The sequence below is a fragment of the Nostoc sp. genome (genome assembly GCF_036916575.1).
Taxonomy (GTDB): domain Bacteria; phylum Cyanobacteriota; class Cyanobacteriia; order Cyanobacteriales; family Nostocaceae; genus Nostoc.
On sequence record NZ_JBALGC010000064.1, the window covers coordinates 23,398 to 38,123 of the forward strand.

General features: G+C 40.4%; 14 protein-coding genes and 1 pseudogene. 2 read left to right on the forward strand and 13 right to left on the reverse strand.

Translation table 11 applies throughout. From position 1 onward, the window contains the following. Positions 1-7: 7 nt before the first annotated feature. From V7L29_RS14120 to V7L29_RS14130, 3 genes are all read right to left on the reverse strand, one after another. The gene (locus V7L29_RS14120; protein WP_006195022.1) at positions 8-145 is read right to left on the reverse strand and encodes a photosystem II reaction center protein K; all 138 of its coding nucleotides are present in this window, start codon (positions 143-145) and stop codon (positions 8-10) included. A 135-nt stretch (positions 146-280) separates the two neighbouring features. Beyond that, complete coding sequence (gene tgt / locus V7L29_RS14125) at positions 281-1,414, reverse strand: tRNA guanosine(34) transglycosylase Tgt (protein ID WP_334735875.1); 1,134 nt, start codon at positions 1,412-1,414, stop codon at positions 281-283. Between the two features lie 128 nt (positions 1,415-1,542). Continuing rightward, positions 1,543-1,995 carry a hypothetical protein gene (locus V7L29_RS14130; protein WP_334691860.1) on the reverse strand — a complete coding sequence of 151 codons (453 nt, stop codon included), beginning with the start codon at positions 1,993-1,995 and terminating at the stop codon, positions 1,543-1,545. A gap of 379 nt (positions 1,996-2,374) precedes the next feature. On the opposite strand from V7L29_RS14130, the gene cobS reads away from it, so the two are divergent. Continuing rightward, on the forward strand, positions 2,375-3,154 hold the full coding sequence (gene cobS / locus V7L29_RS14135; RefSeq protein ID WP_334735876.1) for an adenosylcobinamide-GDP ribazoletransferase: 780 nt from the start codon (positions 2,375-2,377) through the stop codon (positions 3,152-3,154). Between the two features lie 46 nt (positions 3,155-3,200). Here the strand turns inward: cobS and V7L29_RS14140 are convergent, their stop codons facing one another. The 10 genes and pseudogenes from V7L29_RS14140 to V7L29_RS14185 form a co-directional block, all read right to left on the reverse strand. Next, entirely contained in the window at positions 3,201-3,656 is a 456-nt protein-coding gene (locus V7L29_RS14140; protein ID WP_334735877.1) for a PPC domain-containing protein, read from the reverse strand. A gap of 86 nt (positions 3,657-3,742) precedes the next feature. After that, positions 3,743-4,420, reverse strand: a complete 678-nt coding sequence (locus V7L29_RS14145; protein WP_334735878.1) for a ComF family protein — start codon at positions 4,418-4,420, stop codon at positions 3,743-3,745. After that, complete coding sequence (locus tag V7L29_RS14150) at positions 4,421-4,930, reverse strand: GNAT family N-acetyltransferase (protein ID WP_334691880.1); 510 nt, start codon at positions 4,928-4,930, stop codon at positions 4,421-4,423. 887 nt (positions 4,931-5,817) lie between these two features. After that, positions 5,818-6,222: a VOC family protein gene (locus tag V7L29_RS14155; RefSeq protein ID WP_334691856.1), complete on the reverse strand. Its 405-nt coding sequence runs from the start codon at positions 6,220-6,222 to the stop codon at positions 5,818-5,820. 18 nt (positions 6,223-6,240) lie between these two features. Then, positions 6,241-6,435 (reverse strand): annotated as a pseudogene (gene miaE, locus V7L29_RS14160) (tRNA isopentenyl-2-thiomethyl-A-37 hydroxylase MiaE); the annotation flags it as partial. A 106-nt stretch (positions 6,436-6,541) separates the two neighbouring features. Further along, positions 6,542-8,437: a CheR family methyltransferase gene (locus V7L29_RS14165; protein ID WP_334735879.1), complete on the reverse strand. Its 1,896-nt coding sequence runs from the start codon at positions 8,435-8,437 to the stop codon at positions 6,542-6,544. Positions 8,438-9,075: 638 nt separating this feature from the next. Further along, a complete protein-coding gene (locus V7L29_RS14170; protein WP_334735880.1) occupies positions 9,076-9,699 on the reverse strand; it encodes a chemotaxis protein CheB in 624 nt (207 codons plus the stop codon). Between the two features lie 153 nt (positions 9,700-9,852). Beyond that, positions 9,853-10,722, reverse strand: coding sequence for a polyphosphate kinase 2 family protein (locus V7L29_RS14175; RefSeq protein ID WP_334691853.1), 870 nt, complete (start codon positions 10,720-10,722; stop codon positions 9,853-9,855). A 290-nt stretch (positions 10,723-11,012) separates the two neighbouring features. Next, the gene (locus V7L29_RS14180; RefSeq protein ID WP_334691852.1) at positions 11,013-11,516 is read right to left on the reverse strand and encodes a hypothetical protein; all 504 of its coding nucleotides are present in this window, start codon (positions 11,514-11,516) and stop codon (positions 11,013-11,015) included. A 138-nt stretch (positions 11,517-11,654) separates the two neighbouring features. Then, complete coding sequence (locus V7L29_RS14185) at positions 11,655-12,938, reverse strand: proton extrusion protein PcxA (protein ID WP_334735881.1); 1,284 nt, start codon at positions 12,936-12,938, stop codon at positions 11,655-11,657. Positions 12,939-13,473: 535 nt separating this feature from the next. On the opposite strand from V7L29_RS14185, the gene V7L29_RS14190 reads away from it, so the two are divergent. Continuing rightward, positions 13,474-14,661, forward strand: coding sequence for a glycosyltransferase (locus tag V7L29_RS14190; RefSeq protein ID WP_334735882.1), 1,188 nt, complete (start codon positions 13,474-13,476; stop codon positions 14,659-14,661). The last annotated feature ends 65 nt before the right edge of the window (positions 14,662-14,726 follow it).

The following is a 14,726-nucleotide window of genomic DNA, read 5'->3' on the forward strand; positions in this document are numbered from 1 at the left end:
GATTAACTTACCTAAATCCCACGGCTGCTTGCCAAACGAAAGCAAGCAACAAAAAGAATACGGGGATGACTGGGAGAACGTCCACTAAGGGATCAAAGATTTGGTAAGCCTCAGGCAGTTTTGCTAATAAAAGTGCAGCTTCCATGTTTGTTTAAATCCATCTATCCAACACAGCTTTCATAATTGAGAGATATCTTAACATGGTTTGGTCAGTTGTTTGGAGTTAGGAGTTAGGAGTTAAGAGTTAAAAATTATTCTTCCCCTGTTTCCTTTGCCCTTCTTACCCCACATCTCCCTGATCTCCCCTTTCTTGATTGAGCCAATGACCAAATTCTGTGGCAAAGCGATCGCTTAGTAGTGCTTCTCTGATATGCTGCGTAAAGCGAATTAGTTCAGTAATGTTGTGAATGCTCAACAAGGTGTAAGCTAAAATTTCCTGCGATCGCACCAAATGAGATACGTAAGCACGGCTAAAATTTTGACAAGTGTAGCAGGGACAAGTTTCATCTAATGGCGTAAAATCTTCACGAAACTTAGCATTTTTTAAATTCCAGCGTCCGCCCTGCACTATTGCCGTTCCATGTCTGGCCCAGCGTGTGGGAATTACGCAATCAAATAAATCTACACCAGATGCGATCGCGATCGCCATTTCCCGATAAGTACCCACACCCATCAAGTAACGCGGTTTTTCGGGGGGTAGAAGCGGTGCTGTGACTTTGACAATTTTAGCCATCAATTCTGGCGGTTCTCCCACACTCACGCCACCAATGGCATATCCGGGCAAATCCAACTTAGCCAAAGCTTCAGCCGCACGGCAACGCAAATCCAAATACACACCTCCCTGCACAATCCCAAACAAAGCCTGTTCACTACCTTGATGAGCCGTTATACAGCGTTCTAACCAGCGGTAAGTGCGCTCAGTTGCAGTTTCTACCTCTTGGCGAGTTGCTGGGTAGGGCGGACACTCATCAAATGCCATAATCACATCGGCCCCCAAAGTATTTTGAATTTCAATCGAGCGCTCTGGTGTTAAGTTAATAATTTGTCCATTATAGGGTGAGCGAAAAATTACGCCTTCTTCAGTAATTTTTCGCATCTCGCTTAAGCTGAACACTTGAAACCCACCCGAATCTGTGAGCATCGGACCGTTCCAACCCATAAATTTATGCAACCCACCACCCCCAGCCACGATCGCTTCTCCTGGTTGTAAGTGAAGATGATAAGTATTGGATAAGATCATTTGCGCCCCAGTATCTCGTAGCTGAGATGGGGTAATAGTTTTGACATTCGCCAGTGTTCCCACTGGCATAAATCTGGGGGTTTCTACAATCCCGTGAGGAGTGAAAAACACTCCTGCTCTGGCTTTTGTCTGACTACAGCAAGCAAGACATTGAAAAGAAAAATTCGCACTCATGCCATTTTGGATTTTTGAAGATGCGCCTATAGGACTTACACAAAACTATACGATGTAGGGACAATTCTGAATTGCCCCTACATCAATAAAGCGCAGCCTCACATAAATTTGCTATAACAGTCGCTATTTTAGAAAGAATCAGAACAGTCATCGTCGATTTCTGCATCCCACCTGGCTGAGAGTACTTGCTCCATCATCGCTTCTATGGCGCTGACATTGAAGTTTCGCTCTCGTCGCTCTTGTAGGGGGGTTGAGCGGGGAATTAACCGCAGACACACTCCTTCTTGCATCAAATCGAAGTAGGTTTCTTGTTGCGACGACTGTTTGAGTTCCAAGTAATCAAAACTACAAACATTCAGATATAGCGCGTGGTTAGCCACTAAGGTAGACCTTTGTGGATTGGCAAAAACTTCCATAACATCCCCTTCACCCTCGCTCAGTACCTTATCTTCTTGGGTGTAGGTGTAGTGGACTCGACCTAAATCTGCCAGCAATCGCCGTATGTCGAGCTTATTCACAATGATGCCCGTGTTAATAATGCACGGAGCTGGTATCCTGGTGTCGGGTAGATGGTGACTCATAGGAAAATAGCGATTGAGCTAAGGAGAGCGACAACATAGCTAAACTGTCATAATTGAATAGCTTGTTGACTCCCTACATTTAAAAAAATATCAATTTTGTGGGGCAATCGTCTAATAATTTCGAGTAAGTTTTCAGTTTACGAATACAAAACACAAATTTTGATCCCTGATGGAATTTTAATTTCCTGAATCTTTTGTTTTTTGTATAAAGAAGTACTGATATTTATTTATTCAATACTTAGACCAGCATAACAAAATTTTCAGGGAGAATCTCTAATAGGAAGTAAATCTTATCTAAAGCTTTAAAGTTTCGTGATGTTCAATTTTAGTGAAATTCTGACTATTATCAAGCAATTAACCAAATATTAATCTAATTCAGATGACGAAACAGCAACAGTGGTGGAAAAAACTGCTGTTCAAGCTAGCAGCTAGTATTATCTTTTACACAATTATTCCAATACCGTATTTGTACGGTTTGGACTTTCGGGGAGTGGCACGTCTTGCTTCGCTTGTAGGGTTAATAATTGGGGGAATTTTAGGATTACTGGATACAGGGATAAATTATATTGGTATACCAGTGTTAACTCGTAGTACTTTAGTAGTAAGTGTTTGGATTGCCATCACTGGAGGACTGCACTTAGATGGGGCAATGGATACTGCCGATGGTTTGGCAGTAGGCGACCCAAATCGGCGACTGGAGGTGATGACAGATAGTGCTACAGGCGCATTTGGAGCAATGGCAGCGATCGCTTTGGTGCTACTAAAAATAGCAGCTTTGACGGACATGTCAGAAAACCGTTGGTTATTGCTGATGGCTGCTTGTGGGTGGGGACGTTGGGGACAACAGCTAGCGATCGCGCGATACCCTTATCTGAAACCAACTGGCAAAGGTGCATTTCATAAACTTGCCATTCGTTCTTACAAAGATTTGTTACCGGGACTGTTTTTGTTGTTTGGTTTGAGTGGTTTACTTTGGCTGATAGATAAACAGCAGCTATTTCTCGCACTGGCAATGATAGTTGCTGGAAGTGCGATCGCCACTTTAACTGGTGCGTGGTTCAACCACAAATTAGGCGGACACACTGGAGATACCTACGGCGCAGTCGTTGAGTGGACTGAAGCCTTATTTCTCTGCGTGCTGACCGCTGTGGGAAGTTAGGAGTGAGGAGTGAAAAGTGAGGAGTTAAAAATCCAAACTCCTAACTTTATTTAATCGGTTGCAACTTTGTCACCTTGAGTTTAAAAGCTCCAACCCCAGTTTCCCCAAAAGACCGGACACGAATAACATAATTCCCTGTCTCTACGATGCGAGTAAATAGTAGGGAATTGCTACTACCATCAGGGCCATCATCATTTTCTGCCACAGTCGATCCATCAGGTGCCAGTAGTGTGATGATGCTGTCAAAGTTTTCAGATGACAGGTCAACTGCTAAATTATCGCCCTTCTGTAACTTCACTGTGTAATCACGGGCAAACCCACCTTGACCTGTAGGAATGTCTTTGTCTGAGAGGGTATCATTAATTTCAGTACTGTTAGATAAAGGGATTGGACTATACAACTTATTTTGAGCAAAAGCTGCACTTGTACTTATGCTTATTGCCAGCAATGTGGCAGGAATGATAATGAGTTGTTTTAAACCCGCCGCAAAAACTTTATTCATAACACTTCAAGGAATTTTTCTCCAAAAATAGCGTAAATTGGTCAATTTATCCACTTTTAAGCCAAAGCTTGCCATTATCTCTTGATTTATCCGTCTTTGACCGTAGTGGCTACAGCTACTAGTCCTAAGACCACAATTCCATACTGACGAAGTGTTTGCACAGCAGACCTGGCAGTAGCACCAGTAGTATAAATATCGTCTACTAACAGCACTGGGACTTTTGGGGGATGATCGCGAAATTCTTGCCCAACAGCAAAAGCTTTGTCCAAGTTTTTTTCTCGTTTAGATATCGACAAACCAAACTGCGCTTCAGTTTCTCGCACTCTTGCTAAACCGTTTAGTTTCAATTTTAATCCAGTGATTTCGCAGAAGCTTTGTGCTATCAGTGCGGCTTGATTGTATTTGCGTTGCTTTTGCTTGCTAGCGTGGAGTGGGATGGGAACTACCACAGGCTGGCTATCTTGCCTCGGTGAATTTAACAACCATGCTTCTCCTAACCATTGACCCAAAGGACGAGCTATTTGGGGTTGATTTTCGTATTTCATCGCTGCGATCGCCCGTTTCACGGGACCACCATACTCCCCCCAGCCAAACACTGGTATTGGTTCTTGCCATAGATAAATCGGGTCTTTACGTTGACATTTTTGCAGTTGTCTGATGCAGTTGTGACAGAATTCTTGGGAAGTTGCACGTTGACATAGGGGACAATGGGATTGGAGAAAAAGATTGAGTAAGCCTGTGAGATTTTTATTCCAAGTGTGCATTTAGGGCTGGTTGAGGAATTTAACATACACGCGATGCCTGCGGCTGGCAATGCCAACACACCTTGTTGTTTCTACTCCTGTTGCTGGAGTGTAGCCATTGCTTTCATACAGCTTGACTGCTTCCACCAAGACGCTGGCGGTTTCAATCCAAATTTGCCCAAATCCACGCTGGGCGATCGCTGCTTCTAGCTGTTGTAACAAATATTTGCCCAGTCCCAAACCCCTAATGCTGGGCAAAAGATACATTTTGCGGATTTCTACAGCTTTTTCGCCTCGGTGTATGGGATAGTATGCTCCAGTACCTACTAACTGGCTTTGGTGTTCAATTACCCAAAACTCTCCCCCAGTAGCTAAATAACATTCCTCTACTCGCAGCACATCTCGGTCAGCAACCTTGGGTTCCCAACCCAGACCGTATTCTGATAATACATAACTGATGACTTCGGCGGCTCTTGTGCGATCGCTTTCCACCCAATCACGGATTAAAAAATCTTGATAATAGTTCTTCATCACCATTTGCTGGTCAAGTTTACACAGAAAATTTTTCCGCATCTATATCCCAATTTACTCAGCAAATAGCAATTCTTGCAGAGTCGATTTCAGGCGGTACTCTCAAGGTGTCATACCATTTCTTTGTGAGGCTGCGCTAAACCCTTTTAACTTCTTTCTTTCTTTGTGTCCTTTGCGTCCTTTGCGGTTCGTTTTTCTTTCTTGTACTTAAATATGGTTTAGCGCATCTTCATACAGAATTGGTATCAATTGTACCAGTGCTGAAAAAAGTCATCTTTAGCAAATAAATTGGCTCTACATTTATATTATCAACGCACAGTCAGGTGTATTCTTGCCAGGAATCGAGTTTTTGCACTTCTAATTCTCCACTATTCGTGATCTCATCTCCGGCAAATCACTTATGATATGTCATTGCAAATGAAACGTACTTTTACGGGGAAGCAAGCTACAAAAAGCGTCTCCAAGAGTTTAGGACTTACGCATCATACATATGTACTATACCAAACTTGGGCTTTTGAGCCATGTCTAACACCCAAAACAGTAAATATGCGATCAAATCAGAGTTGGAGTCAGCACCGGAAATGTAGATTTTGTGTGATGCATATTATGGTCGATTTGTATAGTGCGTAAGTTCTAGAGTTGTGGAACGCAGCAATCACAAAGTCTCTGCGATTGCTGCACTTAGCTTGCAATTGACTTGTATTCAAGCGGACATGATATAAGATAGTTAAGCTCGACTTTAAGCTAATTTGTGACGTAGAAAAAGTATTTGCCAAAAAACCAGGTTTTTTGCCGGATAAAGAAAATCGAGTTCTTAATTTTGGATAAAGTCGAGCTTAGAGCCAAGTTTGTGGTTCAGATATTGGATAGTTGTTGGCAGCAAACTTTTAACTGACAATTCCTAGATTGTTATAGATTTCGATGAGATTGCCATCAGGATCGCGAAAATGAGCTGTGCGGATTCCCCAGTCTGGGCGGTCTTGTGGTTGAGTCACAACGAGCGCATTCTGATCTTTTACTTGCTTATAGACCTCATCGACGCTATCGACTGCGAAAATCAAGACAATTTTATCTCGATTGACAACATATGAAGGCTGTTCGATTCTTGGGACTACTTGCGCCATTAATTCTTTTTTGAACAAACCGAGCTTAAAATATCCAGTATTAAACTCAGCATATCCGCTATCTTCATCGCCCCAATCGACATCAAATTTCAGCAGATCCCGGTAGAACAGAAAAGAATCTTTGTAATTGGAGACAAGCAGTCTCAGGTGTGTTAACTGAAGCTTCATATCTGTTGGGTTAGTCTACTAACTGTAAATTCTAGGTTCTGGGTGTAAAGTCGCCAGCAACTCACTTTCGACAATTGCTAATTCATCAAGCCGTTGCATGACAATTTCTCTATCGAAATAAGTAGCAGCTAAAACCCAATATATACCGTAGTGACCCGCTTCGGATGTCATTAGCCCACAATAAAATTTTGCTAACTCTGGTTCTGGACAGTGAATGGAGGCGGTGGTAGGGGAGCCAGGGGAATATTCCGGCGTTCTGGTGGCGATCGCTTATTCTAAATTTTCCTTGGTCATTGGCAGTCTTCTGCGATGATTGCACTTATTGCTGCTGCCGCCGTTCCTCGATATCTTGAATAGAAATCATACTATTGACTTTCTCTACATCTGCCATCATTAAAAGTGCTCCCTGCATTTCAATGCCAACCAGGGGAGTAATTGCCACGTAACATTTTATTTTCCTACCCCGACGATTGATGGCATCAAGGATCATTTCTTGAAACGGTTTTTTTCCGGATAGGGATTCGCGGATGGGCGATCGCAACTGCTCGACGGATAGCCCAATATCTAGGCTGAAGATAGATTGTCCTAGAACTTCATCAGTTCGCAATCCCCATAACTCTACTGCCATATAATTCCAAATTGAGATATTAAAGTTGCTGTCAATTACCACTATTCCAGTTTGCAGACTTCTGAGAATAGAGATCAGGAAAACGTTTGTGTAATCGAGTTCTGTAGTGCGCTGACTCAACTCGTGATTAATTGTCTGTAATTCTTCATTAGAAGATTGTAATTCTTCATTCATCGTCACCAATTCTTCATTGGTAGATTGTAGTTCTTCGTTAATGGTTTCTAATTCTTCATTGGTAGATTGTAGTTCTTCGTTGGTGGTTTCTAATTCTTCATTGGTAGATTGCAGTTCTTCGCCAATGGTTTCTAATTCCTGTCGGGAGCGTTGCAGCGACTCTTGGAGTTGAATGTAACCAGTGACATCATTAAAGGTAATGCTGACACCTAAGACGCTAGCGTCGATGTCTTTCAAAGGCGTAATCTGCACATCTAAATATTGCCTTTCTGTGTTTAACAAATGGCGCTCTACATTTGTCAGCCTCAGAGGGCGGCCTTCAGTATAAACCCGTTTAATTAATGAGCGCAACTCAATTGGTCGATAGGATAGTTCTAGCTCCTGGAAGGGACGAGTTAAATCTTTGGGGGAAAGGGCGAACATAGCCCGCGCCTGCTCGTTCACCAGTGTCAGAGTGCCACTGTTATCAATGACTATTTGAGCAATTGGTGCTGTGTCAAAACCCATGTCTCGCAGTCGGAGGTGTCGAGACAAATTCTTGCTAGTTTCTTCATATGCTGAATTTGCTACAACTAAGGGGCGATCGCGGACATTCACCGATGATACCTTAGTAAATATCCGGTTTTTTAAATTTATTGGTGTAAACAGATCAGAATGTATCAATAGCATCTCTGCTTTCCCCAAAAACAGATAGCCTCCATCATTTAGTCCAAAATAAAACCGGGACAGAATTTGCCCTTGAGCCTCAGAATTAAAATACATTAATGTATTACGACTTACCAGCAAATCTAAGCGCGAAATGGGCGCATTCTGAAGTAGATCGTGGCGACCAAAAATCACTGAGCGGCGCAAGTCTTCGCGGAAGAGATAGTGGTTCCCGACAATCTCAAAGTATTTCTCCCGTATTTCATCTGGCATCGCCTGGACATCTTTTGCTGAATACATAGCAAGACGTGCTTGTTTGAGAGCATCTTGATCTACATCTGTAGCGTAGATTTTCACTCGTTGGCGAAATTCCTCTACTCCCAAGATTTGGGCCATCAATATTACCAGGGTATAAGCTTCTTCCCCAGAAGCACAGCCAGCGCTCCAGATGCGGATTTGGTCAGAAGTTTTTTTATTTCTAATCAGATTAGGTAGTATTTGCTCTGCTAGGTATTCCCAAGCTAATGGATCTCGAAAAAAAGCGGTGACGTTAATTAAGATAGTATTGAAAAGATAATTAAATTCTTCTGGATGAATTTTTAAGTAGTCTATATACTCTTGAAAGTTTTTTATAGTCAATAATTGTATCCGCTTGCTTACCCGACGCATCAAAGTTGAGCGCTTATAGCTTGTAAAATTAAATCCCCGACTTTCTCTAAGATAAATCAATAGATTTTCAAATTCAGGGTCTTGTTTTGAGGAAATCATATAATAGTAACTCAAGTTGCTAGTTATACATAAGTACGATGCCTGCGGTGGTCACTGAGCTTTGCCGTACCACTTCCCTACAGGACGCGAACGTGGAAGCAAGCTAGCAAGAGCGTCTCATAGAGAAGTGCGGGTTATACGAAAGCACGCAACTACTTAAGCGATAAAATCCTGTCCAGTCAGAAAATTCAGAGCGACATATGTTAAGTCAAACAATTGCGATCCTATGGGGAGCAAGTATCAAAAACTCATTAGCGAGGTTCATAGCTTTAACTTTTCACTCTTATCTGGAAAACCTCACTTCTAATTCCTTTTTTCTTGCTGGAAAGAGGCTTTGAATTCTTCTCATTTCTTTACAGGGAACTCAGCACTCCTACAAAGTGGGAATTAGGATCACAGGGATGGGGTTAGATTTCACCATCTTGCTTTCCACATGACGTAAAAATTCAGATTTATACCTCCATTCATGAGTTTTTAATACTCATGAAACTATGTTTATACCAAATTTTATTGTAAAACACATACCAGTTTGCAAGTTAAGTGAAGTATAAAATGCAGGACTCCTGCCTCAAAACCTGTAGCTTTTTACTTGATGCAAAAGAAAACTGTTGTATCTCCTCTGCCCCCTGCCCCTCTGCTTACTTATATCCCATGACCAAAGTCACGAGGGTGTTGGAGATTTGATCAAGGGGGAGAATAAAATCTACATTGCCAGTTCCAATTGCGGCCAAGGGCATTCCGAAAAACTCGGCGGTTTCTACGCTTTGGACAATAACAGTACCGCCCATTTTTTTTATCGCTTCTATTCCCATCGCGCCGTCTCTACCCGTTCCAGTCAGCACAACAGCAATCGCTTTATCTTTGTAAATGGTTGCAACCGATTCAAATAACAAGTCAGCCGAAGGACGTAAAAAATTTACTAATTCCGACTGTGATAACGAAAGCGTGCCATCATCGTTAACCAACAGGTGACGATTAGGTGGGGCAATATAAGCCGTTCCTGGGGTAAGGCAATCCCCTTCTTCTGCCTGCTTGACGGTAATATCCGTGCGCCGAGCCAGAATTTCTGCCATGAACGAGCGGTATTCGCGACCGAGGTGTTGCACAATGGTGATCGCGGCTGTAAATTCTACAGGTATAGTCGATAGAACTTTAGTTAAAGCAGTCAGACCGCCTGCTGAGGCTGCGATCGCCACAATATCAAAGCCAGCATTAGTAAAGTCAGATGGATGATTGCCCACATCATCTGGCATCTTAATCATAATTTTGCGGCTATGACTATCTGTCAACTTATTAAGTTACAAATAGCATTTATAAATTTACAATTTTTAATTTTTAATTTTTAATTTAAATAAATTATAGAGTATATTTAAGCTACTTCAGCATTTTTTGTCTTTCTTTGTTAAGTTCATGCCTTAATTTTCCTGCTCTAGAATCCGTTTCGCTTGTAACAGTTGCTGCCTATGCTCCTGATTAACTATTGGATATTGCAGATTTAGTTCTTCTAATTTTGTGCAGATGATGTTGGCAACGGTTAGGCGTGTAAACCATTTGCGATCGGCAGGAATAATATACCACGGTGCCCATTTAGTACTAGTATAGTTAAAAACTTCTTCATAAGCATTCATATAATCATCCCAAAAAGCTCGTTCCCGGACATCGCTATCTGAAAACTTCCAATTTTTTTCTGGAGATTCAATCCGTTGTAAAAAGCGTTTTTTCTGCTCTGACTTAGAGACATTTAGAAAAAACTTCAAGATGATCACACCATTGTCAACCAAATATTTTTCAAAGTTGTTGATTTCTTCAAAGCGCTGCTTCCATATCTTATTTCCTTCAGAAAAGTGGGGAAGTTGTTGTTTCTTAAGCATTTCTGGATGGACACGAACCACAAGTACTTCTTCATAATATGAACGGTTAAATATCCCAATTCGACCTCTTTCTGGCAAAGCCTTCGTTGTTCGCCACATGTAGTCATGGTCTAATTCCTCTGCACTGGGGCCCTTAAAACTAAACACCTGAAATCCTTGCGGGTTCACGCCAGAGGTCACATGTTTAATTGTGCTATCTTTGCCAGCAGCATCCATTGCCTGAAAAATAATCAGCAATGCATAGGTATTTTGAGCGTAGAGAATATTTTGGTAATTTGCTAATCGTTCAATATCTGTCTTCAATCTGATTGCAGCATCACTTTTTTGATCAAAATCAGTCTTATAGGCTGGGTCATAGTTTTTTTTTAGAGAAATCTTTGAACCTGGTGGAACAATGAAAGCATCATGATTCATATATAAAATTTCCTAACGGCTGCTTATACCGAAGCACATTTTAAGTGCTAATTTTTAAAATTTATGATTTATTAATTAAATAATTTTTATTCAAAATTCATAACTTTCCACTAATTCTGAGGGTTTAAGTCCCCCTGTTGATCATTAGCAGGTTTTGTGGCTATTTCTAAATTGCTGTTATAAAACTTAATTATGTAAGCGTACCCCTATAATACAAGCAAGCTAGCAAGAGCCTCTTGTAGAGAAGCCTTTCCTACGGAACGCTACGCGAACCCGTAGGGTATTAGGAATTACTTTAACTTAGCACTTGCTACTTTTAATTTTCGCCGTTTTGGCATAGGACGCATCGCTTCACGGCCCAAGATAAACATCCCTGTAACACCCAAGCTGACAAACCAAATATATTGATACCAATATTGCCGAATCTGTTCAACCGTACTGAGTTTTGGATGCAACGTATTTAAGTACAGCAGCAGCACTAGGATCATCAGTGCCCCAAAACCAACAAAGCTGAAGCCAATACAAATTCGTACAGGTCGCAGTTCAAAGTCACTAATACTGTCTAGGTCAATTTCTGCCAGTTCCTTAAAGGAATTATCTGCCAAAGATGAGGTTGCTTGGAATCTATTGCTCAGGTTTGGTGGCAAAATCGGCGACAGTGTTGCTACGGTTGGACAACGTAGCAAAGCCTCAGTATCTCGCAACAATTCTAGTGGCTTACGGGTAGTATTTAGTTGAGCAAACTCTATGTCATCTGTAGCAGTTGGGGCATTGGCTTTGCTTTCAAAATCCATAACACGCCTCAGAAGAACCAGGATATACATAGCCTAGCGAATCAAAAGACAAATGCGTCAAAATAATTCGTAATACCCTATGGGTTCGCGTAGCGTTCCGCAGAAAAGGTGTAACCGTAGGGTATTACGAACTATCAATTACTCGTCCATCTCTTTTAATGTAGCTAATGCTGACGGAGATAAGCGACTTAGGTAGCGGAATATCCAGTATTTAAAAATAGTGTTTAAAATCACAGGAAATGTCGCAATAAAGAAAAAGATTACATTTCTATTAGCTGGCAAACCTAAATGTTCTCCAAATCCTTCAAGAATTACCTCCCACCCATCTGGTGAGTGAAATCCTACAAATATATCTGTAACCAAAATAATTAAAAAAGCCTTAGCACTATCGCTGAGTCCATAAACAATAGTATCCATGAAAGACTTGAACATCACAATTTCTCTTTTGCTGAAAGCGATGATTATACTAAAAGAAATTAGTGAGATTAAATCTGCAAAAACATTGCTAAGAGCGCTATTACTTTTAACATTAAATTCCTCAGCTATTTCCATTGCTTTGTCTTTAATTTTTTCTTGAACTACCTCTGAAGAAAGTGAAGGCGCTTGATTGAGTAAATGTTCCAATCTCAATGCTTGCTCAAAATTATGTAATTCATGGATAGCTTCTTTTTCCATATCAGAATTAATGAAAACTTGGATTTGATTATCTCCTCTAATTCTTTCTAATATGGGAATTACTAAAAATTGTTTAGATAAAATATAAGTTAAAAGTGGTACAATAATTAGAGTTAGTAAAAATCTCAGAGCAGTTTTTGTCCGATTTCGAGAAATTCGGTAATTTCTCATAAATTCTTCTTCGGCTTGTGGAGTTAGATTTGCTTTAATTCTATTAACTGTTTCTCCTATAGAATTCGGAAACACTCCAGGGTTTTGAGATAGAGGTGTTGCTTGAATATTATTAATATCATCTAAATATGGCTGTTTATTAATTTCATTGCGGTTAGTTTCTAGGGGTTGAGAAGTGGATTCTAATGCGCTGTTGCTAGTTAGTTTATCTTCGGAAGCGTACTTCTCTACAACTTCATCAATAACCTTTAACTTTTCTAACAAAATAGGATTAGAGATATTGACAATTCCCCGACTAAGCCGGAATTCTGTAAGCCTGAGCTTGATAATAGTTAAATTTTTATCAAGATATACTTGCCAGTAAGACATCACATTTTCAGTATAATTTACTGATTCTGAGGAGATTTTTTTGTTGCCAAAATGTTCTCTCTCAATGTTTTTAATTCTTTGAGCCGCTTGTTGAGCTTCTAAGAGTGCCCTTTCTGGTGTATTTAAAAACCAATCATTAAGCGATCGCAAGTATGCTTTGAACCTTTGGCGAAGTAATGCTGATGTTTTTGCAAATGACTTTTTCATTAATATATATGATTATTCATACAATGTCTATTATATTTCATATAAGCAGATAAAATGAGTAATAACTATTTAAAAATATTATTAATTATTACATAACAGTCATTAGATAAATCTATTATTTTGATTTCTTAACATAGTTTAGTTTTTTTCTGTCAACTTACTTTTATAAAGAGTAAAGATAAAAAACTAGTAGAGTAAATCGTGGCTCTGGTTTTTGTAACAAAAAATTAACTATGAGAAATTAATTTATTTCAATATCATGAATAAGGTGTGTAGATTATGTGTCAACAGTGTGACACAGATCAAAATTACACTTTACAGCTTGATGTACGGGACGGCAGCACAGTCTTCTTTGCGTCCCTTGCGCGTTCGCACTCTTTGCGTCTTTCTACGCTAGTTCCTAGAACGGAGGAGGCTTTCTCATCCTGTCCTTTGTGAAAAACTCGCCATATGATGATCTGATGGTATGTCGGCACAAAATAAAAGTTGGTGACTAGAGCAAGCAAAAAATCTCAACCCAGAATTTATTGGCAATATGAAACTCAGTTTGTGCATGATTGTGAAAAACGAAGCAGCAACACTGCCTAAATGCCTGAACAGTGTCAGAAAAGTGGTGGATGAAATAGTAGTCTTGGATACAGGCTCAATTGATCGCACTCCCAATATTGCCCAACAACTGGGTGCAAAAGTCTATCATTTTAAATGGTGTAATGATTTCAGTGCTGCCCGCAATGCAGCTCTAAAATATGTTACTGGTGATTGGATTTTGGTATTAGATGCTGATGAAACTTTGACACCAGCAATTGTACCGCAGTTGCGAGAGGCGATCGCTAGAGATGAATACTTGTTGCTCAACCTCCTCCGCCATGAAGTTGGTGCTGAACAATCTCCCTATTCTCTGGTTTCCAGGCTATTTCGCAATCATCCAGAGATTCGTTTTGACCGTCCTTACCATGCCTTAGTGGATGATAGTGTGTCAGCAATTTTAATCAAAGAACCCAATTGGCAAGTAGGTTATTTACCAGGAGTAGCACTTTTACACATAGGATATCAAAAAAGTGCGATCGCTCAAAATAATAAATATGCCAAAGCAGCTGCGGCGATGTCAGGGTTTCTCGCGACTCATCCTGATGACCCTTATGTTTGTAGTAAATTAGGGGCATTGTATGTGGAAACTGGGAAAATTTCCCAAGGTATGGAGTTGCTTAGACGAGGAATCACCGTTGCTGAAGAAAACTACGATATTTTATATGAACTCCACTATCATTTAGGTATTGCCTACAGTCGATTGCAAAAATCCCCACAGGCTATTTCTCACTATAAAGCTGCGATCAAATTGCCAATTTACCCGATGCTCAAATTAGGAGCATACAATAACTTGGGTAACTTACTCAAAGCAGCAGGAGATTTCAACGGTGCGAAAACTGCTTACGCCACAGCTTTGAAAATTGACCCGACTTTTGTTGTTGGACATTATAATTTAGCGATGACATTTAAGGCTTTGGGTTTATTTGCAGATGCGATCGTATATTATCAACATGCAATCACTTTAAATCCTAACTATGCCGAAGCATATCAAAATTTAGGGGTAGTGTTGCTCAAAGTTGGCAATCATCAAGATAGTTTAACAGCTTTTAGAAAAGCGATCGCCCTTCATGAAAGGTATAATCCCGAAGAGGCGAAGAGACTACGCCAGGGGTTGCAGGAGATGGAGTTGATGTAAAACAGGGGGCATGGGGGAGAATAACAAATAATAAATGACAAATGTCATTAGGATATTATTATCAA